Source organism: Stappia sp. ABD4_338 (assembly GCF_056312175.1).
Genome location: NZ_CM149982.1, coordinates 2,074,313 through 2,095,112, shown reverse-complemented (window position 1 = coordinate 2,095,112; position 20,800 = coordinate 2,074,313). Strand labels below are relative to the sequence as shown.

Below are 20,800 nucleotides of genomic sequence, written 5' to 3'. Positions count from 1 at the left end.
TCTTCCGACCCCTGAATTGAACGGAACGGGCCTGTCTCCGCTGGAGGCTGGCCCGTTGTCGTTTCCAGGGCGGGGCGGCTTTTTATGCAAACACATTGAAAAGTCGCCCGACTCGGCGAATTCTGTGGCTCGAACGGACGAGGTGTCCGGTTTTTCGGGCGTGCTGCGTTTTCCCTAGCGGCGGGAACGCGTTATAGTGTCAATGTTCGAGTCGCGTATGTTCGGGCACGTGGAACGCGTTGCCGGTACGGCGAACTCGGGGCGTTAACGCCGTTTGTGCGAGTGCGGGGATTGTGATGGCCAACGCCAATCAAGCTCAAGAACCCTCGATGGAGGAGATCCTGGCCTCCATTCGGCGGATCATTTCGGATGAGGAGCCTGCGTCCGCGGCACCCGAGGCGGATGCGGCAGAAACTGAAGTGGAGCCCGAGATGGGTGCTGGCGAAGCAATGTCCCAGGATGACCTGGACAAGCTTTTCGACTCCGCCGGCGATGCGGATATCGAACCCGATCCCGTGGCCGTCGCCGAGCCCGAACCCGAGCTGGTGGAGGCCGAGGCGGAAGCGGAAGACGATGTCTTCGAGCTTACCGAGGACCTTGCCGTCGAGGACGACGAGATGGACATGGCCGCAGCCATGGCCATGGACGACATGGAAACCGGTGACGTGGCTTTCGTCGATCCGGAGCCTGAGCCCGAGCAGGCTCCCGCGTCGGAGCCCAAGGAGTCGTCCGCCAAGTCGCCGCTCGGCGAGGACGGACTTCTGTCTGCCGATGCAAATCAGGCCGTGCATTCCGCTTTCAGCAATCTGGCGGGCACGATTCTGTCGAACAACTCACGCACGCTCGAGGATCTCGTGAAAGAGCTCCTGCGTCCGATGCTCAAGGAGTGGCTCGACGACAATCTACCCTCGATGGTTGAGCGCATGGTACGTCAGGAGATCGAACGCGTCTCGCGCGGCCGCTGATCGAGGGCGGCGGACCGCGCCGCCTGAAGATGCCTTTCAACGCCGCCCTCAGGGCGGCGTTTTTCGTTTGTGTCCCGTCTTCCGGTCTTCCGTGACGGGCGGAAGCCGGAAAGCGGGGCGTGGCGATCCGTTCGTGTACAAACGCCAAGAGGCAGGCTTGCGCCTTGCTGTCGCCGCGTTTTCGGGAATGGTTGACTTCGCCGCGCGCCTGCGAGACACCACCCCGTCAGTATACAGTTCCCCGGGAAGACCCATGCTCGAAAAGACCTATGATGCCGCCTCCGTCGAACCCAGGATCGCGAAGGCCTGGGACGAGGTAGACGCCTTCCGCGCCGGCGCGGGAGCCGAGCCGGGGGCTGCGTCCTTTTCGATCGTCATTCCGCCGCCCAATGTGACCGGTTCGCTGCATATGGGACACGCGCTCAACAACACGCTGCAGGACATCCTGGTGCGTTTCGAGCGCATGCGGGGACGCGACGTGCTGTGGCAGCCGGGCATGGATCACGCCGGCATTGCCACCCAGATGGTCGTCGAGCGTCAGCTCGCGGAGCGCCAGGAGCCGAGCCGCCGCGACATGGGGCGCGAGGCCTTTGTCGAGCGGGTCTGGTCGTGGAAGGCGGAATCGGGCGGCATGATCGGCAACCAGCTCAAGCGGCTCGGTGCCTCCTGCGACTGGTCCCGCGAGCGCTTCACCATGGACGAGGGGCTCACCCGCGCCGTCCTCGAGGTGTTTGTCGGTCTCTTCAAGGAAGGGCTGATCTACAAGGACAAGCGTCTCGTCAACTGGGATCCCAAGCTTCTGACCGCGATCTCGGATCTCGAGGTCGAGCAGGTCGAGATCAAGGGCAACCTGTGGCACTTCCGCTATCCGCTCGAGGGCGGGGCAACCTGGCAGGCGCCGGTGGCCTTCGACGAAGAGGGCAATCCGACCGAGTTCGAGACCCGGGACTACATCACCGTCGCGACCACCCGTCCCGAGACGATGCTCGGCGACACCGCGATCGCGGTGAACCCGGAGGATCCGAGGTACCAGGGGCTGATCGGCAAGTTCGCGGTGCTGCCGCTGGTGGGACGCCGCATCTCAATCGTTGGCGACGACTACGCCGACCCGACCGCAGGTTCCGGCGCGGTGAAGATCACCCCGGCGCATGACTTCAACGATTTCGAGGTCGGCAAGCGCCACGATCTGGCGATGATCTCCGTGCTCGACCGCGAGGCGAAGGTGCGCCTCGCCGAAAATCCGGAGTTTCTGGAGGGGCTTGCCGAAAGCTCGGAGCTGTCCGCGACCATTGCCGCCTTCGAGGGCTGTGACCGTTTCGACGTGCGCAAGCGTCTGGTCGCGCGGATGGAGGAGCTCGGGCTCCTCGACCGCATCGAGCCGCACACCCACATGGTCCCCCATGGCGACCGTGGCGGCGTGCCCATCGAGCCGCTTCTGACCGACCAGTGGTATGTGGACGCGAAGACGCTGGCGGGTCCGGCCATCGACAGTGTTCGCGAGGGGCGCACGCGCTTTGTCCCGAAGAACTGGGACAAGACCTATTACGAGTGGATGGAGAACATCCAGCCCTGGTGCATCTCGCGCCAGCTCTGGTGGGGACACCGCATCCCCGCCTGGTATGGTCCCGATGGCGCGCTCTTCGTGGAGAAGAGCGAGGAGGAGGCACTTGCCGCCGCGCGCGAGACGTTCGGCCGCGAGGTCGAGGTCGTGGACGTCGAAGCCGCGCTTGCACGCTGGGAGGCCGGAGACGGCGAGGGGCCCGTTGCGCTCTATCGCGACGAGGACGTGCTCGACACCTGGTTTTCCTCCGCGTTGTGGCCGTTCTCCACGCTCGGCTGGCCGGACAAGACGCCGGAGCTTGCGAACTACTATCCCACCAGCGTGCTCGTCACCGGTTTCGACATCATCTTCTTCTGGGTCGCCCGCATGATGATGATGGGCAACCACTACATGACGACCGAACCCTTCCACACGGTCTACATCCATGCCCTCGTTCGCGACGAGAAGGGGCAGAAGATGTCGAAGTCGAAGGGCAACGTCATCGATCCGCTGGCGCTGATCGACCAATATGGCGCGGACGCGCTGCGCTTCACGCTTGCCGCCATGGCCGCCCAGGGCCGCGACATCAAGCTCGCGACGAGCCGTGTCGCCGGGTACCGCAACTTCGTCACCAAGCTCTGGAACGCCGCGCGTTTCGTGGAGATGAACGGTGGCGAGCGTCCCGAGGGCTTCGACCCGGCGGCGGTGCGCGAGACCGTGAACCGCTGGATCGTTACCGAGGTGGGGCGCTGCGGCGTGGAGATCACCGACGCGCTCGAGGGCTTCCGGTTCAACGAGGCGGCGGGCGCGGCCTACCGCTTCGTGTGGAACACCTATTGCGACTGGTACCTGGAGTTCGCCAAGCCGATCTTCTCCGAGGGCAGCGAGGAGGCGAAGGCCGAGACCCGCGCCACCGCCGCATGGGTGCTCGATGAAACGTTGAAGCTGCTTCATCCCTTCATGCCGTTCATGACGGAGGAACTCTGGGCGAAGACGGTCGAGGGAACCGGGAAGGGGCGCGAGAAGCTCCTGACGCATACGCGCTGGCCGGTGTCGGCCGGAGGCGATGTGGACGCTGCCGCCGAGATCAACTGGGTGGTGGACCTGATTTCCTCGATCCGCTCGGTTCGCGCGGAGATGAATGTCCCGGCGGGCGCCAAGGTGCCGCTGGTCGTCACCGGAGCCGGTGCCGTGACCGCGCAACGCCTGAAGACCCACGAGGCGCAGATCCTGCGTCTCGCGCGTGCCGAGAGCATCTCGTTGTCGGACGAGGCACCGCGCGGCTCGGTTCAACTCGTGGCGGGTGAGGCGACGGTCTGCCTGCCGCTGGCGGGTATCATCGATCTCGGTGCGGAAGCCGCGCGTCTTGCCAAGGAAGAGACGAAGCTCGATCAGGAGATCGCACGCATCGACAAGAAACTTGGCAACGAGGCCTTCCTCGCAAAGGCGCCCGAGGAAATCGTCGCCAGCGAGCAGGAAAAGCGCGCCGAGTTCGTCGAGCGCCGCGAGAGGGTTCTGGAGGCGCGCAAGCGCCTTGCGGATCTCTCCGACGCGTAACGCCGACCGGTCTCTGGCAGAAGGTGGAGTGCATGATGCAGGCTGCGCGCAAGCGGGTATTTGCCGGGGCAGGGAGCCTCGGGCGAACGGTTCTCGCGGGATGTGCCGTCGCGGCGGTTCTTGCCGGCCCGGCGCGGGCGGAGATCATCCAGAATCCGGTCGCCGAGTTCTCCGGCCTCGACAAGATCACCGGCCGCATCATCTCCTTCGATGTCTACATCGGGGAGACCGTGCAGTTTGGTGCCCTTCAGGTGACCCCGCGCGAGTGCAACACGCGCCCGCAAACGGAGACGCCGAAGACGACGGCCTTTGTCGAGGTGGACGAGATCACCCTCAACAACGAGGTTCGTCGGATCTTCACCGGTTGGATGTTCGCGGCAAGCCCCGGCCTGCATGCGGTGGAGCACCCCGTCTATGACGTGTGGCTGACCAACTGCAAGCAGGCGTCCTCGGTCGCACCGCCGGACGATTATTCCGGCCCGCCGATCTCCGCCGAGGCCGGTGCGGGCGACCCGCTTGCGGGCACCGCACCCGAACTTGGCGCCGACGCGATCACTCCGCGTCGGAAGCCGCCGCTTTGAACGCATCCGGGCCGCTTGCCGCGGCCCGGATCCACGTCGCGAGTGTTTCGAGCGTGCCGGGCGCATAGGCGGCACGCCCGAGGCCCAGAAAGGCGGCCCTGGCATACCAGGGCCAGTCGCCCGCAAGCTGATGGTTGAACAAGGCGCTGCGCAGCAGGCTGTGCGTCGCGTCCTGCACCAGGATCACCCGATGTGGCGTACCGCTTTCCTCCAGAAGGCGCTCGCAGGCAGCGGCATTCCACGCCGCATCCACGTTGAGATCCTCTTCGCCCCACATCGCCAGATAGGGAATGCGGGCGCGCTCCAGATCGCGGGAGGCGTTCGCGAGCCTGTTGCGGCGGATGAAGTCGAAACGGGTAGGGGGCACGTCGAAGACGCGCGCCGCCTCCGCCCGCGTGATCTCGCCGCGTGCGAACCGGGCAAACGCGTCGTCCTCCCGTGTGGCCAGGCTCGCAAGCTCGTCGGATATCCGGCGTTCCGGCACACCCTCCGCCGCGAGGCGGCGGCGGGTGTAGTAGTCGCCCTGCCTCTGCCAGTCGAGCGCGGCGCCAATGCTGACCGCGAAGCGGGCCGGGGTTCCCGGACGTGCGGCGAGGTCGGGAAGCACCCACCCGGCCTGTGAGAAACCCAGAAAGCCGGAGCGGTCCGCCGCATCCGGCCGCGCGGCGATCAGGGCATCGAGCGCGGCCTGTGCTTCGTCGGCGCGTGCGCGCATGGACTGGCCAAGCCAGTTGCCTTCGCTTTCGCCGATGCCGGGCTTGTCCCAACTGTAGACGGCGATCCCGGCGTCGAGCAGGGCATTCAGGAGAGGGAGATAGCCGCCGCCCGCCGTCCGGTCCTGCGGTCCGTCTCCATGCACGAGGACGACATAGGCAGCGGGCGGGGCGTCGGGAAGCAACAGGGTGCCCTGAAGCCGTCCCTCGGGCGTCTCGAACGCAAGCGGGCGTGCCGTGCGTCCGGAGAGGTCGAAGTCGGAAAGGCCTGTCAGCGTCAGGAGGCCGACAAGCGCGGCGGCGAGCACCACAAGCGCACCAAGGGTGAAGCGTCGTCGAACAGTCATGGAACCCCTTCAGCCGTCGAAGGCCGCATGGCGCGTGCCGAAGGGGGATGTGGACGCGCGGCGGGATGATTTCAATCACCGCGCGTCCCCGGACAGTCTGTGCCTCAAAGCGTGCGGTTGAGGCGCCCGGCCAGATCCTGGATGAATTGGAATGCGACGCGGCCCGAGCGGCTGCCACGGGTGGTGGACCACTCCAGCGCCTCGGCGCGCAGCCGGTCGGCGTCATAGTCGAGCCCGTGGTGGGTCACATAGGCGTCGATCATCGCCAGATACTCATCCTGGCTGCATTTGTGGAAGCCGAGCCACAGGCCGAATCGATCCGAAAGCGACACCTTTTCCTCGACGGCCTCGCCGGGATTGATCGCCGTGGACCGTTCGTTCTCGATCATGTCGCGCGGCAGCAGGTGCCGGCGATTGGAGGTGGCGTAGAAAAGCACGGTGTCCGGCCGGCCCTCGATGCCGCCGTCGAGCGCCGCCTTGAGTGACTTGTAGGACGCATCACCCGTATCGAAGGACAGATCGTCGCAGAACAGAATGGTGCGGTGGTTGCCGTCGCGAATGAGGCGCATGAGTGCCGGCAGGCTCTCGATGTCCTCGCGGTGGATCTCGACGAGCTTCAGCCGCTCGGAGCTTCCCGCCTTCTCGAAGTCCGCGTTGACGCGCGCGTGAACGGCCTTCACCAGCGACGACTTGCCCATTCCGCGCGCGCCCCAGAGCAGCACGTTGTTGGCGGCAAAGCCCTTTGCGAAGCGCTGCGTATTGGCCAGAAGCTGGTCGCGCGCGCTGTCGACGCCCTGCAGGAGGTCGATGTCGACCCGGTTGACCCGGGCGATGGGCTCCAGTTCCGCGCCTGCCGCGTTCCAGACGAACGCGTCGGCGGCCGCAAAGTCCGGCGCGCGGGGCCGCGGGGGAACCGCGCGGGAGATGAGTTCGATGAGCGTGTCGAGACGTTGGGCAATTCCGTCCAGTTCGCCCTTGTGCACAGGGGATTGATCCATATCTACGCCATGCCTGGTGAAGTCGGTCGGGTAAGGGTGTCGCGCGGGCCGCTACGAGGCTCGCGATGCCTGCCTAGCACGGGCGCGGGCATTGCCAAAGCCTGCAATCCCGTGGCCTGGAGCCCCCTCCGGTTCGCCTTGCAAAGCCGTTCATGACTTGTATAGTCCGCGCGGCCTGACATTCACGCGCTGAGACAACGGCGCGGCGCGTCGACCGGCTTGCGTTGCAAGCGGTTCCGATGCGCCTTCCAGAGGAGTTTCTTGATGCTGATTACGCCCGCTTTCGCGCAAGGTGTCGGGGGCGCCGGGGCGCCCGACCTGCTGATGTCGGTCCTTCCCTTCGTGCTGATCTTCGTGATCATGTACTTCCTGATCATCCGGCCGCAGCGCCAGCGGATGAAGCAGCACCAAGAGATGGTCTCGAACCTGCGTCGCGGCGACACGGTCGTCACCAGCGGCGGCCTGATCGGCAAGATCTCGAAGGTCGTCGACGAGAGCGAGGTCCAGGTCGAGATCTCCGAGGGCGTCAAGATCCGTGTCGTGCGCTCCATGATCACCGAGGTGCGCTCGAAGACCGAACCGGTCAAGGAAAACGGCTGAGCCGGACGGCGATCAGCCCCTCGTGATTCCGGCCGTGCCCCGTGGGGGCTTGGCCGGATCCCGGGATCGGACAGGGACAGTCCCGGCCTGAACGGCCGACGGAAACCGTTCCGCCTGTCGTCCGGTCCACCCAACGCTTTTTGCAAGCCCGTGACGGGGAGCGGATCCACGTCTTCGGGAGATGCTCTGGAAACGGCACCGCCATGCTCTATTTCGCGCGCTGGAAGATCACCCTGATCGTCCTCGTCATTCTCGCCGGGGCGATCAGCACCCTGCCGAACTTCCTGTCGCAGGCGACCCTCGACGCGCTGCCCGACTGGTTCCCGAAGCGCCAGATCGTGCTGGGCCTCGACCTTCAGGGAGGAGCCTATCTCCTGTATGAGGTCGACCGGACCGACTACATCCAGAAGCGTCTGAAGACGCTTGAAGGCGATATCCGCCACCGTCTGCGCGAGGACCAGCGCATCGGCTACACCGGGCTTGGCGTCCAGGGGCAGGGCGTGCAGGTGCGTATCCGCGACCTCTCCCGTCTCGAGGACGCCCGTACGCGGCTCGCCGATCTGGTCAATCCTCTGGTGACCTCGGTCTTTGGCGGCCAGGCGGTCGACGAGTTCCAGATCGATGTCGCGGACGACGGCCTGATCCGTTTCACCTTTACCGACGCGGGGCTGACCCAGCGCATCAACTCCGTGGTGCAGCAGTCGATCGAAACCATCCGCCTGCGCCTCGACGAGTTCGGCACCACCGAGCCCAGCATTCAGCGCCAGGGCGACGACCGTATCCTGGTCGAGGCCCCGGGCGAGGGCGATCCCGAGCGCCTGAAGGACCTCGTGGGCCAGACCGCGCAGCTCACCTTCCACATGGTCGACCAGTCCATGTCTCCGCAGCAGGCCGTTTCCTCGCGCCCGCCGGCGGGAACGGTCGTCCTGTATTCGGCCGACGATCCCCCCGTGCCCTATCTTCTGGACGAGGCACCGCTTCTGTCGGGCGAGGACCTGACCGACGCCCAGGTCGCCTTCGACAGCCGCACCAACGAACCGGTGGTGAACTTCCGCTTCAACACCTCGGGCGCGCGCACCTTCTCCGTCGTCACCCAGCGCAACGTCGGCCGGCCGTTCGCCATCGTGCTCGACAACGAGGTCGTCTCCGCGCCTGTCATTCGTGAACCGATCACCGGCGGCTCCGGCCAGATCTCGGGCAACTTCACGGTGGAGAGCGCCAACGATCTCGCGGTGCTGCTTCGCGCCGGCGCGCTGCCGGCCAAGCTGACGGTCGTCGAGGAACGCTCGATCGGCCCGGGGCTCGGTCAGGATTCGGTCGATGCCGGCCGTCTGGCCTCCTTCATCGGTGCGGCGCTGGTCGTGGTGTTCATGATTCTGGCCTACGGGCGCTTCGGTCTCATCGCCGATCTCGCGCTTTGCGCGAACGTCCTCATGATCTTCGGCGCGTTGACGTTCCTGCAGGCGACGCTCACGCTGCCGGGCATCGCCGGCATCGTGCTCACCATCGGCATGGCGGTGGATGCCAACGTCCTGATCTTCGAGCGTATCCGCGAGGAAGCGCGAGCGGGCAGGTCAGCCATCAGCGCCATTGACGCGGGCTACTCGCGTGCCCTCGGCACCATCCTTGACGCCAACATCACGACTCTGATCGCGGCGCTCATCCTGTTCCAGCTCGGCTCCGGCCCGATCCGCGGTTTCGCGGTGACGCTTGCCATCGGCATCTTCACCACCGTGTTCTCGGCCTTCACCGTTTCGCGGCTTCTGGTCGCGCTGTGGGTGCGCTGGAAGCGCCCGAGCCACCTGACGATCTGACCCGGGGAAAAACACATGCTTCTCAGACTTCTCCCCGAATCGACGAACATCCGCTTCATGCGGCTGCGCGTGCTGTCGTTCCCCTTTTCGGCGGTCGTGTTCCTGGCGTCGATCGCGCTGTTCTTCTCCGTCGGTCTGAACTTCGGCATCGACTTCAAGGGCGGCACGGTCTTCGAGCTCAAGACGCATGAGTCGCCCGCCGACATCGCCGGCATTCGCGCCCAGCTCGGAACGCTCAATCTGGGCGACGTCCAGGTGCAGCAGTTCGGTGCGCCCGACGAGGTTCTTGTGCGCGTGCAGCAGCCCGAGGGCGGCGAGCTGGCCCAGCAGGCCGTCGTGTCCACGGTTCGCGAGAGCTTTGGCGAGAGCGTCGACTTCAGGCGCGTCGAGGTGGTGGGGCCGCGCGTCTCCGGCGAGCTGGCCCAGGCCGGCATGATCGCCGTTGCCGCCTCGCTGATCGTCATCATGTTCTACATCTGGTTCCGCTTCGAATGGCATTTCGCCATCGGCGCGATCCTGACCACGATCAACGACATCGTCGTCACCATCGGTCTCTTCGTGGTGTTGCAGCTTGATTTCTCGCTGTCGTCGATCGCGGCGATCCTGACCATCATCGGCTACTCGCTCAACGATACGGTGGTGGTCTACGATCGCATCCGCGAGAACCTCCGGCGATACAAGAAGATGCCGCTCCCGCAGCTTCTTGACCGGTCCATCAACGAGATGCTGTCGCGCACGATCATGACCTCGCTGACGACGCTTCTGGCGCTGTTCGCGCTCTATACCTTTGGTGGCGAGGTCATCCGCTCCTTCACGCTGGCGATGATCTTCGGCATCGTGATCGGCACCTATTCCTCGATCTTCCTCGCCGCGCCCTTCCTGATCCTGCTCAACCTGCGTCCGGGAAAGATCGCGGGCGACGACGAGGGCGGCGAGAGCGCCAAGGGCAAGGGCAAGAGCGGGAGTGCCGCCTCCGCCTGAGCGCGGAGAACGGCACCGGAAGGCAGGCTTGAGCAATGGCGAAACGCGGCGAGGGCATCGTGATCCGGGATGCGCATTTCCCGGGACGCGCGCCGATAGAGGCCTATGGTGACGGTGGCTTCCGTTTTGCGGACATGTCCCATCGCGGATCGCTCCTGTGCGTGCCGAGCGGTATCTACGGGTTTGCCGCCACCTCCATGGCGGATCTCGACGGCGACGCGCTGGAGCGAGTGTTCCAGGAAGTGGCCGACATCGAGGTGCTGCTGATCGGCGCCGGCGATGAGCCGGCGCGCATCCCGTCCGCTCTTAAGACGGCATTGCGCGAGGCGGGCATCATGTCGGACGCGATGACGACCGGCGCAGCGGTGCGGACCTACAACGTGCTGCTTTCCGAGGACAGGGCCGTTGCGGCCGTGCTTCTGGCGGTGGACTGATGCGGCAATGGCCCTAGGTTCCCCGCAATGAAGACGTCCCCAGCCGTTGCCGATGGCGACTGTCTCGCCCTGGTGCGCGACCTCGATTTCGACCGCTACCTGTCGCTTCTCTTCGTGCCCGAGCCGGAGCGTTCGGCGGTCGCGGCGATCTATGCCTTTTCCTGCGAGATCGCGCGTACCCGCGAACTGGTCTCCGACCCCATGCCCGGCGAGATCCGCTTTCAGTGGTGGCGGGACACGCTCGAGGCTCCCGAGGGGGGCGATGCCGACCAGCACCCGGTCGCCCGCGAGCTGAGGCAGGTCATCGCGCGCTATGGTCTTCCGCTGAAGCCATTCCTCGATCTTATCGAGGCGCGAACCTTCGACCTCTATGACGATCCCATGCCGAGCGTCGGCGACCTGGAGGGCTATGCGGGCGAGACCGCCTCGGCGCTTGTCCAGCTCTCGGCCATCGTTCTGGCCGGTGGCCGTGATCCCGGCACGGCGGAGGCTGCCGGTCACGCCGGCGTCGCCTATGCCATCACCGGTCTCCTGCGGGCGCTCCCCTGGCATGCGCGCCGGCGCCAAATGTACCTTCCGGCCGATATCCTGGACCGCTACGGTGTCGATCCCGAGAGCGTGTTCGCGGGAGAGGAGACGCCTGCGCTCAAGGCGGCGATCGGAGAGCTCGCGGCACGGGCCCGGGCGCATCTGTCCGAGACGCGCGCGAGAATCGGCTGTGTCTCGCGCCCTGTCGCGCCGGCTTTTCTTCCCGTATGTCTCGTCGAACCGCTGCTCGACCGGATCGAGGCGCCAGGCTACCAGCCTTTTGTCAGGCCGGCACAATTGTCGCGACTGAAGCGTCTGTGGATATACTGGCGCACCGCCCGCCAGGCATCGCGAAAGGCTCCGGGTGCCTGACGATCCGCCTGCCGCAAGTCGACGATCTTCTGTCCCTTAACGTGCGTTTCAAGTTTCCCTCCTAGGGTTGGCCCTGATTTTCGGGGACAATCCAGAGGGGCAGGAACATGTCAGCTTTTATCCGCACCGCTCGCCAGGTTCTGGCGAAGGGTGCAACACGCGCGAACCGCTGCGTAAGCTGTGCCATGATCGTGACCGCCTGCGTTTTGTCCCTGTCTTTTCAGGGTGGTGCGAACGCCCAGGCCCTTCGTGGCGAAGGGCTTGTGCACCGAAGTGTCCTCATGGGAGGCGGGGTCGATTCGTCGAAAGCGGTGGAATCGGAGATCAGGAGCCGCATTCCGGATCTGCAGCGGCTGTTTCGTGACTATCCCATCGCACCGCCGGACACCTCCAGCCCGCGCGCGACTCTCGAAAGCTATCTCGTCATCATGTTCGAGGCGGAGCGGATCTGGCGCGACGTTCGCGACCGGTACAATGCCGCCGGCACGTTCTTTCTCGATGACGAGCAGGAACGTCGGTTGCAGATCGTCAGGCTTCTGATCCAGAAGGCGCGTGATGTCTTCGACCTTTCGGAAATTCCCCAGACCGCCCGCAGGAACGTCGGCACGGAGATCGTGCTGCAGTTTCGCGAGATCCTCGACCGGATCTACATGCCGGAGCTTTCCTCCATTCCGGGCGAAGCGGCCGGCACCTTCATGGATGCAAGCGAAGCCGCCAATCTTCCCCAGCGCTGGACCCTGCCGGGAACCGACCTCGTCATTGCCCAGGTGGGCAAGGAAGAGGGAGAGGTGCGCTATCTGATCTCCAAGGAGACCGTGGCCCGCATTCCCGCCGACTATGACTCGGTGAAGCTCTTCCCCTCGCGCTCGGACAATGGCGAGGACCTCTATTCCTATTACATCTACACGCCCGGCAACCTCGTTGCCCCGCGCTGGTTCGACGTAATCCGTGCCGGTCCGTCGTGGCTTCGGTATGAGTTTTACAATCAGGCGGTCTGGCAATGGATCTCGCTTGGCATCCTGATGATACTCGGAGTGTCCCTGCCAATCCTCCTGCAACGCTGGAACCGCTGGCGGGCGGTGCCGCTGTCTGATGTTCGTCGGCGCCTTCGCCGAATGCAGCAGCCGATCGTTCTCTTCGTGACCGTGCTGGCTTTCCGCTATCTCGTTGAGCAGCAGGTCAACATCACGGGTGCACCGATGATTGTCGTGGGCACGGCGTCCGAGGCGATCATGTGGACCGCGATTGCCTGGCTGGCGTATCAGGCCGTCGACTTCCTCGCGAGTTGGGTGATGAAGAATCCGACGGTGCCCACGACGAGCCTCGACTCCAGCCTGTTGTTGTCTGCGTTCCGCCTTGCCGGTCTTTGTCTTGCGGTCTTTTTGCTCGGCTATGGGGCCACCCAGATCGGCATTCCCGTTTATGGCGTCGTCGCCGGCCTCGGCGTCGGCGGTCTGGCGGTTGCCCTTGCTGCCCAGCCGACACTCGAAAATCTTATCGGCGGCGTGATTCTCTACGCCGACCGCATGGTGCGGGTTGGTGAGTACTGCGAGTTCGAGGGGCTTTCTGGCACGGTCGAGTCCATCGGCATTCGGTCCACCCGCATCCGGGCGCTCGACCGCACGCTGATCACCGTGTCGAACTCGGACCTGGCCAAGCGCAAGATCGTCAACTTCAGCCGGCGCGACCGCTTCTTGTTCAAGCATCGCCTTGGCGTGCGATACGAGACCGATCCGGCGGCGGTGCTGCGCATTGTCGAGCAGGTGCGCACATACCTGATCGGCCACGAGAGGGTGCTCGACCAGATGGCCCTGCGTGTCTCCTTCGCGGGATACGGCACCTATTCCCTCGATCTGGACGTGTTCACCTATGTCATGAGCGCGGATCTGACCGAGTTCATGTCCCTTCAGGAGGAACTCCTGATCGGGATTGGCGACATTGTGCGCGCCAACGGGTCCGCCTTCGCGGTTCCCGCCAATGTCACCTATCTTGGCCGTGATGGTGGGCTGCCCGATCCGGATGACCGCCCCAGGCCCGGTGAGCAGACGGACACGCGGGACGCGCCGGCGGCCTGAGGCCGCCGGATCGCAAGGAGAAACCGTGGGAAGGTGATGTCAGGCCGCTTTCTCGGGCAGGGCGAGCGTCTGCATCCATGCGCCGAAGTCCGCGCGCGCGCGATCGGTCATGGCGCGCTTCTTGGCGCGGGACTTGTCCTTGCCGCGAATGCGCTTGCCCTCGGCGTCGACCTTCGGCGCCTCGACCGGTGGAAAAAGGCCGAAGTTCACGTTCATCGGCTGGAACGACCTCGGACCCGGTTCGTCACGCAGGATGTGACCGCCGGTGATGTGGCCGAGCAGTGCGCCCATGGCGGTCGTCGCAGGCGGGGGCGCAATCTCGGTGCCCAGCCGTTCGGCGGCGGCGAACAGTCCCGCCATGCAGCCGACGCTCGCCGATTCCACGTAGCCCTCGCAGCCCGTGATCTGCCCGGCGAAGCGCAGCGCGGGCCGGGCCTTGAGGCGCAGCGTCGCATCCAGAAGTTTCGGGGAGTTCAGGAAGGTGTTGCGGTGCAGTCCGCCGAGGCGCGCGAAGACGGCATCCTCCAGACCCGGGATCTGCCTGAACACCTCGAGCTGGGCGCCGTGACGCAGCTTCGTCTGGAAGCCGACCATGTTGTAGAGCGTGCCGAGCGCGTTGTCCTGGCGAAGCTGCACGACCGCATAGGGCTTCTGGTCCGGCTTGTGGGCGTTCGTCAGGCCCATCGGCTTCATCGGGCCGTGTCGCAGGGTTTCGCGCCCACGCTCCGCCATCACCTCGATCGGCAGGCAGCCGTCGAAGTAGGGGGTGTTCTCCTCCCACTCCTTGAACTCGGTCTTGGGCGCGGCGATCAGCGCGTCGATGAAGGCGTTGTACTGGTCCTTGTCCATCGGGCAGTTGATGTAGTCCTTGCCCGAGCCGCCGGGACCAACCTTGTCGTAGCGTGACTGGAACCAGCAGGTGTCGAAGTCGACCGAATCGAAATGGAGGATCGGTGCAATGGCGTCGAAGAAGGCGAGCGCGTCCTCACCCGTTTCGGCAAGGATCGCCTCCGAGAGTGCCGGCGAGGTGAGGGGGCCCGTCGCGACGATGACGCTGTCCCAGTCGCGGGGCGGCAGTCCGGCGATCTCTCCGCGCTCGATGGTGATGAGCGGGTGTGCCTCGAGGGCCGCCGTCACCGCGTCGGAAAACCCGTCCCGGTCCACGGCGAGCGCGCCACCCGCCGGCACCTGATGAGCGTCGGCCGACCGCATGATGAGCGAGCCGGCGTCGCGCAGTTCCGCGTGGAGCAGGCCGACGGCATTCTGTTCCGCATCGTCCGAGCGGAAGGAGTTGGAACAGACGAGTTCGGCAAGGCCGTCCGTCTTGTGGGCATCGGTTCCGCGCACCGGCCGCATCTCGTGAAGAATGACGGGAATGCCGCGCCGGGCGATCTGCCACGCGGCCTCGGATCCGGCGAGTCCGCCGCCGACGACGTGTACGGGCTGCATGTCTGGTCATCCCCTGCAAGGAGCGCCTGTCGCGCCCCGGTGAGTTTCGAGCCGGTCACTTAGCGCGTCCTCTTCCGTGTGGCAAACGGCCGGGCCATAAAGAACGTCACGCTGGAGATCCATGATGACGATTCGCCCCTTGAGACCGGTTCGCTGCGCCGACCGGCGCCGTTTCGCCCACGCGCCGGCGGCCCTGGTCGTTGCGGGTTTCCTGCTCGGCGGATGTGCCGGCCAGGCGAGTGGACCGGCCGTCGGCTGGTACGGGGCGCATGGCGGCGTCGCGCCGGCGGGCGAGCGGATCTACGTTTGTCATGCCTTCGGCTGTGCCCGGAAAACGGCCTTCGACTTCACGCCCCGGCGCCTGGCGACCATGAAACGGATTCTCGCGGCGGGCGCGGCTTCGCCGGAGGCTGAGCGCAAGGCGGTCGCCCGCCTCATCTCGTGGTCGGAAAAGGAGATCGGCCCGGTCGCGGGCTCCAGCGGCGACATCGGCGGATACGACCTGCACAACGCGGGCGTGCCGGGGCAGATGGACTGCATAGACGAGGCGACCAACACGACCAGCGTTCTGCTCGTCGCGGCGCGCAAGGGCTTTTTGAAGCACCACAAGGTCACCAGCCCGGTGGCGCGCGGCTTCTTCCTGGATGGTCGCTATCCCCATGCCACGGCGGTTCTGCGGGAGACCGCGTCCGGCAAGGCCTGGGCCATCGATTCCTGGCCCGAGGCCAACGGCAAGCCGCCGCTCGTGCAGCCGCTCGATGCCTGGTTCGCCTCACGCAGCTAGGGGCACACCCTAGGCAAGGCGGGTGGTCCGTTTCGAGCGGTTGAATGCCCGCGCCGGGGGCGGTGCGAGTGGCTGTCCTGCGTTCGTTTTGCGGAAATTGAAAGCCGATGCCGCTGCCTTGCCGGTGGGCAGAGGGAAGTGTGACATACTTGAAAATTACGCAAGGGCAAGTAATCGGATGCGATGAAGAACGATATGTTTGAGGCCGGGAAAAGAAAAAAGGCAGGGTACTAGACCCTGCCTTTTCAGGTTTCGCGTATCATACCTTCATTCGTCAAATGACTTTTAGATCTGTTTGACGGGCTGCGACCCTAAGGTGCGCCAGAAGGTGCTTCCTCCCAAGACTCAGACCGCGAAGTCCGTTGTTCGACAAGCTCTTGTCTTGCGACGACTTGTCTTCTTATGAGGCTGGACATTACCCCAATGTCTTGGGCTTGTCACCATTTTGTGCAAGGCGAGCCCATTTTTTTTGCGTTCGCCCACTTGCGGCGGGTGCGTGGCATCCCGATGTGGTGCGGGTTTGGCTGGATTGAGCGTGCCCCGGCGCACGGCAGGTCTTGTGTTTTGCCCCGGCTTGCGCTTTGACTGCCGGAACATTGCGGACGCCCTGCGCGCCGTGCCATGCCGGAGCGGCAACCTGCCGCGTGCCGCCCAATCATCGAGTGTTTCTTCATGCGACTGTCCCGATATTTCCTGCCCATTCTCAAGGAGACGCCGAAAGAGGCCGAGATCGTGTCGCACCGGCTCATGTTGCGCGCCGGCATGATCCGCCAGGAGACGGCGGGCATCTATGCGTGGCTGCCCATGGGGCTGCGCGTGCTGAAGAAGATCGAGGAGATCGTGCGTCAGGAGCAGAATCGCGCCGGTGCGCTCGAGCTGCTCATGCCGACCGTTCAGCCGGCGGACCTGTGGCGCGAAAGCGGGCGGTATGATGCCTACGGCAAGGAGATGCTGCGCATCACCGACCGCCACGAGCGCGACATGCTCTTTGGTCCGACCAACGAGGAAATGGTCACCGACATCTTCCGCGCGTCGGTGAAGAGCTACCGCGACCTGCCGCTCAACCTCTATCACATCCAGTGGAAGTTCCGGGACGAGGTGCGCCCCCGCTTCGGCGTGATGCGCGGCCGCGAATTCCTGATGAAGGATGCCTATTCCTTCGATCTGGACAAGGAGGGCGCGCGTCATGCCTACAACCGCATGTTCGTTGCCTATCTGCGCACCTTTGCCCGGATGGGGCTGAAGGCCATTCCCATGCGGGCCGATACCGGCCCCATCGGCGGCGACATGAGCCACGAGTTCATCATCCTGGCCGCCACCGGCGAGAGCGAGGTCTTCTGCGACAAGGCGATCCTGGACCTGCCGATTCCCGGCGAGGACACGGACTTTTCCGCCGATCTCAGCCCGGTCATCGAGGCTTGGACCACGCCGTATGCGGCGACCGACGAGATGCACGACGAGGCGGCCTACGGCGAGGTCGCCGAGGAGGCGCGCATGTCCGCGCGCGGCATCGAGGTGGGGCACATCTTCTATTTCGGCACCAAGTACTCCGAGCCCATGGGCGCAAAGGTCACGGGGCCGGACGGTGTCGAGGTTCCCGTGCACATGGGCTCCTATGGTGTCGGCGTGTCCCGTCTTCTGGGCGCGATCATCGAGGCCCATCACGACGAGGCGGGCATCATCTGGCCGGCCTCGGTCGCGCCGTTCCACGTCGGCATCGTCAATCTGAAGCCCGGCGACGAGGCGACGGACACGGCCTGCGACGACCTGGAAAGCCAGCTCGGGGCCGCCGGTCTCGATGTGCTTGTGGATGATGTCGACACGCGCGCGGGCGCCAAGTTCGCGAGCATGGACCTCATCGGCCTGCCGTGGCAGCTTATCGTCGGTCCCCGCGGCCTGAAGGACGGAGTCGTGGAGCTGAAGAACCGTGCGAGCGGCGAGCGCGTCACGCTTTCGCCGCAAGAAGCGGTCAATCGGCTGGTGTCCGACCTCGCGGGCTGATGGGCTGGGGATTCGCCCGCGTCGTCGTCATGCGGCGGGCGGGCGCGCCTGAATGAGGGAGCTGTCCGGGTGAAGGAGCGGGAATGAGCGCAGGCGCCAAAGCCACGCAGCGAAAGGGCGACACGCGCCCCTTTGCCGGCTTCGAATGGATGCTTGCCGGGCGCTATCTGCGCTCCCGCCGGCGCGAGACGTTCATTTCGGTCATCGCGGGCTTCTCCTTCCTCGGCATCATGCTGGGCGTTGCCACGCTCATCATCGTCATGGCGGTGATGAACGGCTTTCGCGCCGAGCTCCTGACCAAGATCCTTGGCATCAACGGTCACCTGCTCGTGCAGCCGATCGGCAGCGAGCTCGACGACTATGACGCGGTGGCAGCACGTCTTGAGAATCTGGACGGCGTGAAGTTCGCCATGCCCTTCATCGAGGGGCAGGTGCTGGTCAGCGGCCCGGCGGGGTCTCTCGGCGCGCTGGTGCGCGGTGTGCGCGAGACCGACCTTCGCAAGCTTCCGCTGGTCTCCGGCAACGTGCGCACCGGCACCTTCGACAATTTCGATTCCTCCAACGGCATCGCCATCGGAACGCGGCTCGCCCGCCAGCTCGGCGTCTCGGTAGGCGATCTGGTTCGCGTGATCTCTCCGAACGGCAATGTGACCGCGCTCGGCGTCACGCCGCGCGTGAAGGCCTATCCCGTGACGGCCGTCTTCGAGATCGGCATGTCCGAGTATGACGGCACGATGGCCTTCATGCCGCTCAACGAGGCGCAACTCTATTTCAACCAGGAAGGGATCGTCACCGGCATAGAGGTGTTCACCGACGATCCCGATTCCGTCGGCACGCTCCGGCCGAAGGTGGAGGAGGGCGCCGGCAGGCCGACCTTCGTCACCGACTGGCGGCAGCGCAACGTCACCTTCTTCTCCGCGCTCGAGGTGGAGCGGAACGTGATGTTCATCATCCTGACGCTGATCGTGCTCGTGGCGGCGCTCAACATCATTTCCGGCATGACGATGCTGGTGAAGGACAAGGGGCGCGACATCGCCATCCTGCGCACCATGGGTGCGACGCGCGGGGCGATCATGCGCGTCTTCGTCATCACAGGCGCCAGCATCGGCATCGTCGGCACGCTGGCCGGCTTCGTGCTCGGCTTCGTCGTCTGTCTCAACATCGAGAGCATCCGCCAGGCGATTTCCTGGATGACGCGCACCGAGCTCTTCTCGCCGGAGCTCTATTTCCTCAGCCGTCTGCCCGCCGACATGGACACGGGCGAGACGATGTCCGTCGTGGTGATGGCCATGGTGCTGTCGCTGCTTGCGACCCTCTATCCGGCCTGGCGCGCCGCCCGGCTCGATCCGGTCGAGGCGCTGCGCTACGAATGACGACCATGTCCGCTTCCAGCTCTCATCCGACCGATTCCGCCCCCGGTGGCCTGCCGCTGGTGCTTGCCGGCATCTCCCGCGGCTTTCGCGAGGGAGAGGGGCGTCTGGATATTCTCTCCAATGCCAATCTGGCCCTGCATCCCGGTGAGGTCGTGGCCCTTGTCGCGCCGTCGGGCGCGGGCAAGTCGACCCTGCTGCACATCGCCGGCCTGCTCGAGCGGCCCGACAGCGGCGAGATCTATATCGATGGCGTCGAGTGCGGGGCGCTACCGGATGCCGAGCGGACCCGGATCCGTCGTACCAAGATCGGCTTCGTCTATCAGTTTCATCACCTCCTGCCGGAGTTCACCGCGCTGGAGAACCTGATGATGCCGCAGCTCATTCGCGGGCTGGAGAAGAGCGAGGCCCGCACCCGCGCGAGCCAGCTTCTCGACTACATGCGCCTCGGCGCGCGTGCCGAGCATCGCCCCTCGGAGCTTTCGGGCGGCGAGCAGCAGCGCGTGGCCATCGCGCGCGCGGTTGCCAATGCGCCCAGTATCCTCCTGGCGGACGAGCCGACCGGAAACCTTGATCCGACGACGTCGTCCTATGTATTCGAGGCACTGGTGGCGCTCGTGCGCGCATCGGGCCTCGCGGCGCTGATTGCGACCCACAACATGGAGCTCGCCGCGCGCATGGATCGCCGGATCACCTTGCGCGACCAGCAGGTCGTCGAGATCTAGGGTGTGGCCCCATAAACGAGGCGTTGCCGGCCTTCAAAAAGGCTGGCAACGCTGGCGTTTGGTCTTGCCCGAGATCGCCGACCCGGCGAAAGCCTCTCTTTTTCAAGGCTTTGCGAGCGCTGGTGGAATCACTTTCCGAATGGTCGCGCTCAAGCGCCTGTCACGACTCCTTGCGGACGTTGCTCCCGTGTTGAATCGGTTTGTGAAGACGAGCTCCGCCTGACGGGAGACCTTGAACGCTGAAAACGATTCCCGTTCAGCGATTTGTCCGGAAAGACGGACTCACTTTCTCACATCCCGGGACCAGCTTCAGGAGAGCTTCATCGTCACCATGCCGGCGACGATCAGTCCGGCCGCGATCAGTCGCTGGAGAGAAAGGTCTTCCCCCAGGAGCCAGACTCCGGCGGCAAAGGCGCCCACCGCACCGATGCCGGTCCAGATCATGTAGGCGGTGCCGAGGGGGAGGTTGCGCATGGCAAGCGTCAGCAGGCCGAAGGACCCGGCCATGGCGACAAGCATGACCAGCGTTGCGGGCAGGCGGGTGAACCCTTCGGACTGTTTCATCGCGAAGGCCCAGACGACTTCCAGCAGACCGGCGGCGACAAGAAAGATCCAGGACATGACCATCCCCCCTCTGCCGGGTCGTCCCGGCGAATTTGCCCATTGCGGGGAGGTCGTCCTCTGATGCGCGCCAAGGTGGGGCGGGGCCGCGAAGAGTTCAAGCCGGTTTCACGCGGCCAATCGGCGGCCCTCAGGCATTTACGCTCCGTTCACCATGAGGCGGCGCTCTCTATCCGCCTTGTGTGAAGGGGGCTTGCAAAAAGAACAAAACATGAACATTATGAATTTCATCGGAAGGCCGGAGCAAGGGGAGACCTGCCATGTTCGACGAAATCATCGAGAATATTCAGGATGTTGTTGCCTTTGGCGCCCTGTCCGTCTTCACCGTGACGGTGCTTGTCTGGG

Annotated in this window: 17 protein-coding genes; 13 read left to right on the top strand and 4 right to left on the bottom strand. The window is 65.1% G+C overall.

The window, feature by feature from the left end:
* The first annotated feature begins 296 nt into the window (after positions 1–296).
* The 3 genes from ACYX4S_RS09640 (at position 297) to ACYX4S_RS09630 (ending at position 4,643) form a co-directional block, all read left to right on the top strand.
* The gene (locus tag ACYX4S_RS09640; protein ID WP_476362747.1) at positions 297–965 is read left to right on the top strand and encodes a PopZ family protein; all 669 of its coding nucleotides are present in this window, start codon (positions 297–299) and stop codon (positions 963–965) included.
* Between the two features lie 253 nt (positions 966–1,218).
* Complete coding sequence (locus tag ACYX4S_RS09635) at positions 1,219–4,062, top strand: valine--tRNA ligase (RefSeq protein ID WP_476362746.1); 2,844 nt, start codon at positions 1,219–1,221, stop codon at positions 4,060–4,062.
* 32 nt (positions 4,063–4,094) lie between these two features.
* A complete protein-coding gene (locus ACYX4S_RS09630; protein WP_293723147.1) occupies positions 4,095–4,643 on the top strand; it encodes a DUF2155 domain-containing protein in 549 nt (182 codons plus the stop codon).
* On the opposite strand, the gene ACYX4S_RS09625 is transcribed toward ACYX4S_RS09630, so the two are convergent.
* Positions 4,615–5,703: an alpha/beta hydrolase family protein gene (locus ACYX4S_RS09625; protein ID WP_476362745.1), complete on the bottom strand. Its 1,089-nt coding sequence runs from the start codon at positions 5,701–5,703 to the stop codon at positions 4,615–4,617. The two genes, ACYX4S_RS09630 and ACYX4S_RS09625, sit on opposite strands and share 29 nt — an antisense overlap.
* Before the next feature lie 104 nt (positions 5,704–5,807).
* Positions 5,808–6,701, bottom strand: coding sequence for an ATP-binding protein (locus ACYX4S_RS09620; protein ID WP_422068621.1), 894 nt, complete (start codon positions 6,699–6,701; stop codon positions 5,808–5,810).
* A gap of 264 nt (positions 6,702–6,965) precedes the next feature.
* Here ACYX4S_RS09620 and yajC point away from each other — a divergent pair, with 264 nt between their 5' ends.
* The 6 genes from yajC (at position 6,966) to ACYX4S_RS09590 (ending at position 13,505) form a co-directional block, all read left to right on the top strand.
* The gene (yajC, locus tag ACYX4S_RS09615; protein ID WP_293723155.1) at positions 6,966–7,301 is read left to right on the top strand and encodes a preprotein translocase subunit YajC; all 336 of its coding nucleotides are present in this window, start codon (positions 6,966–6,968) and stop codon (positions 7,299–7,301) included.
* Between the two features lie 203 nt (positions 7,302–7,504).
* On the top strand, positions 7,505–9,115 hold the full coding sequence (gene secD, locus ACYX4S_RS09610) for a protein translocase subunit SecD (protein WP_422068623.1): 1,611 nt from the start codon (positions 7,505–7,507) through the stop codon (positions 9,113–9,115).
* A gap of 15 nt (positions 9,116–9,130) precedes the next feature.
* Positions 9,131–10,096, top strand: coding sequence for a protein translocase subunit SecF (secF, locus tag ACYX4S_RS09605; RefSeq protein ID WP_476362744.1), 966 nt, complete (start codon positions 9,131–9,133; stop codon positions 10,094–10,096).
* 35 nt (positions 10,097–10,131) lie between these two features.
* Positions 10,132–10,530: an Mth938-like domain-containing protein gene (locus tag ACYX4S_RS09600; protein WP_476362743.1), complete on the top strand. Its 399-nt coding sequence runs from the start codon at positions 10,132–10,134 to the stop codon at positions 10,528–10,530.
* A 27-nt stretch (positions 10,531–10,557) separates the two neighbouring features.
* Entirely contained in the window at positions 10,558–11,430 is an 873-nt protein-coding gene (locus ACYX4S_RS09595) for a phytoene/squalene synthase family protein (protein WP_422068625.1), read from the top strand.
* A 107-nt stretch (positions 11,431–11,537) separates the two neighbouring features.
* Positions 11,538–13,505, top strand: coding sequence for a mechanosensitive ion channel family protein (locus tag ACYX4S_RS09590; RefSeq protein ID WP_476362742.1), 1,968 nt, complete (start codon positions 11,538–11,540; stop codon positions 13,503–13,505).
* Between the two features lie 39 nt (positions 13,506–13,544).
* Here ACYX4S_RS09590 and trmFO read toward each other — a convergent pair whose 3' ends face one another.
* Positions 13,545–14,954: a methylenetetrahydrofolate--tRNA-(uracil(54)-C(5))-methyltransferase (FADH(2)-oxidizing) TrmFO gene (gene trmFO, locus ACYX4S_RS09585; protein WP_476362741.1), complete on the bottom strand. Its 1,410-nt coding sequence runs from the start codon at positions 14,952–14,954 to the stop codon at positions 13,545–13,547.
* A gap of 121 nt (positions 14,955–15,075) precedes the next feature.
* Between trmFO and ACYX4S_RS09580 the strand changes: the two genes are divergently transcribed.
* The 4 genes from ACYX4S_RS09580 to ACYX4S_RS09565 all read left to right on the top strand — a co-directional run bounded on the left by ACYX4S_RS09580 (position 15,076) and on the right by ACYX4S_RS09565 (position 19,834).
* Positions 15,076–15,738 carry a hypothetical protein gene (locus ACYX4S_RS09580; RefSeq protein WP_476362740.1) on the top strand — a complete coding sequence of 221 codons (663 nt, stop codon included), beginning with the start codon at positions 15,076–15,078 and terminating at the stop codon, positions 15,736–15,738.
* Between the two features lie 672 nt (positions 15,739–16,410).
* Positions 16,411–17,739 carry a proline--tRNA ligase gene (gene proS, locus ACYX4S_RS09575; RefSeq protein ID WP_476362739.1) on the top strand — a complete coding sequence of 443 codons (1,329 nt, stop codon included), beginning with the start codon at positions 16,411–16,413 and terminating at the stop codon, positions 17,737–17,739.
* 83 nt (positions 17,740–17,822) lie between these two features.
* Entirely contained in the window at positions 17,823–19,112 is a 1,290-nt protein-coding gene (locus tag ACYX4S_RS09570) for a lipoprotein-releasing ABC transporter permease subunit (RefSeq protein WP_476362738.1), read from the top strand.
* A 5-nt stretch (positions 19,113–19,117) separates the two neighbouring features.
* Positions 19,118–19,834, top strand: coding sequence for an ABC transporter ATP-binding protein (locus ACYX4S_RS09565; RefSeq protein WP_476362737.1), 717 nt, complete (start codon positions 19,118–19,120; stop codon positions 19,832–19,834).
* Positions 19,835–20,143: 309 nt separating this feature from the next.
* Here ACYX4S_RS09565 and ACYX4S_RS09560 read toward each other — a convergent pair whose 3' ends face one another.
* Positions 20,144–20,455, bottom strand: a complete 312-nt coding sequence (locus ACYX4S_RS09560) for a DMT family transporter (protein ID WP_293723180.1) — start codon at positions 20,453–20,455, stop codon at positions 20,144–20,146.
* Positions 20,456–20,800: the final 345 nt, after the last annotated feature.

What these genes read in the sequence shown, in the direction of transcription:
- ACYX4S_RS09580 (WP_476362740.1), top strand. Translation starts at nt 15,076, where the DNA reads ATGATGACGATTCGCCCCTTGAGACCGGTTCGCTGCGCCGACCGGCGC.
- ACYX4S_RS09560 (WP_293723180.1), bottom strand. Translation starts at nt 20,455, where the DNA reads ATGTCCTGGATCTTTCTTGTCGCCGCCGGTCTGCTGGAAGTCGTCTGG.
- ACYX4S_RS09590 (WP_476362742.1), top strand. Translation starts at nt 11,538, where the DNA reads ATGTCAGCTTTTATCCGCACCGCTCGCCAGGTTCTGGCGAAGGGTGCA.
- ACYX4S_RS09630 (WP_293723147.1), top strand. Translation starts at nt 4,095, where the DNA reads ATGATGCAGGCTGCGCGCAAGCGGGTATTTGCCGGGGCAGGGAGCCTC.
- ACYX4S_RS09565 (WP_476362737.1), top strand. Translation starts at nt 19,118, where the DNA reads ATGTCCGCTTCCAGCTCTCATCCGACCGATTCCGCCCCCGGTGGCCTG.
- ACYX4S_RS09600 (WP_476362743.1), top strand. Translation starts at nt 10,132, where the DNA reads ATGGCGAAACGCGGCGAGGGCATCGTGATCCGGGATGCGCATTTCCCG.
- secF (WP_476362744.1), top strand. Translation starts at nt 9,131, where the DNA reads ATGCTTCTCAGACTTCTCCCCGAATCGACGAACATCCGCTTCATGCGG.
- ACYX4S_RS09635 (WP_476362746.1), top strand. Translation starts at nt 1,219, where the DNA reads ATGCTCGAAAAGACCTATGATGCCGCCTCCGTCGAACCCAGGATCGCG.
- secD (WP_422068623.1), top strand. Translation starts at nt 7,505, where the DNA reads ATGCTCTATTTCGCGCGCTGGAAGATCACCCTGATCGTCCTCGTCATT.
- ACYX4S_RS09640 (WP_476362747.1), top strand. Translation starts at nt 297, where the DNA reads ATGGCCAACGCCAATCAAGCTCAAGAACCCTCGATGGAGGAGATCCTG.
- trmFO (WP_476362741.1), bottom strand. Translation starts at nt 14,954, where the DNA reads ATGCAGCCCGTACACGTCGTCGGCGGCGGACTCGCCGGATCCGAGGCC.
- ACYX4S_RS09625 (WP_476362745.1), bottom strand. Translation starts at nt 5,703, where the DNA reads ATGACTGTTCGACGACGCTTCACCCTTGGTGCGCTTGTGGTGCTCGCC.
- ACYX4S_RS09570 (WP_476362738.1), top strand. Translation starts at nt 17,823, where the DNA reads ATGAGCGCAGGCGCCAAAGCCACGCAGCGAAAGGGCGACACGCGCCCC.
- ACYX4S_RS09595 (WP_422068625.1), top strand. Translation starts at nt 10,558, where the DNA reads ATGAAGACGTCCCCAGCCGTTGCCGATGGCGACTGTCTCGCCCTGGTG.
- proS (WP_476362739.1), top strand. Translation starts at nt 16,411, where the DNA reads ATGCGACTGTCCCGATATTTCCTGCCCATTCTCAAGGAGACGCCGAAA.
- ACYX4S_RS09620 (WP_422068621.1), bottom strand. Translation starts at nt 6,701, where the DNA reads ATGGATCAATCCCCTGTGCACAAGGGCGAACTGGACGGAATTGCCCAA.
- yajC (WP_293723155.1), top strand. Translation starts at nt 6,966, where the DNA reads ATGCTGATTACGCCCGCTTTCGCGCAAGGTGTCGGGGGCGCCGGGGCG.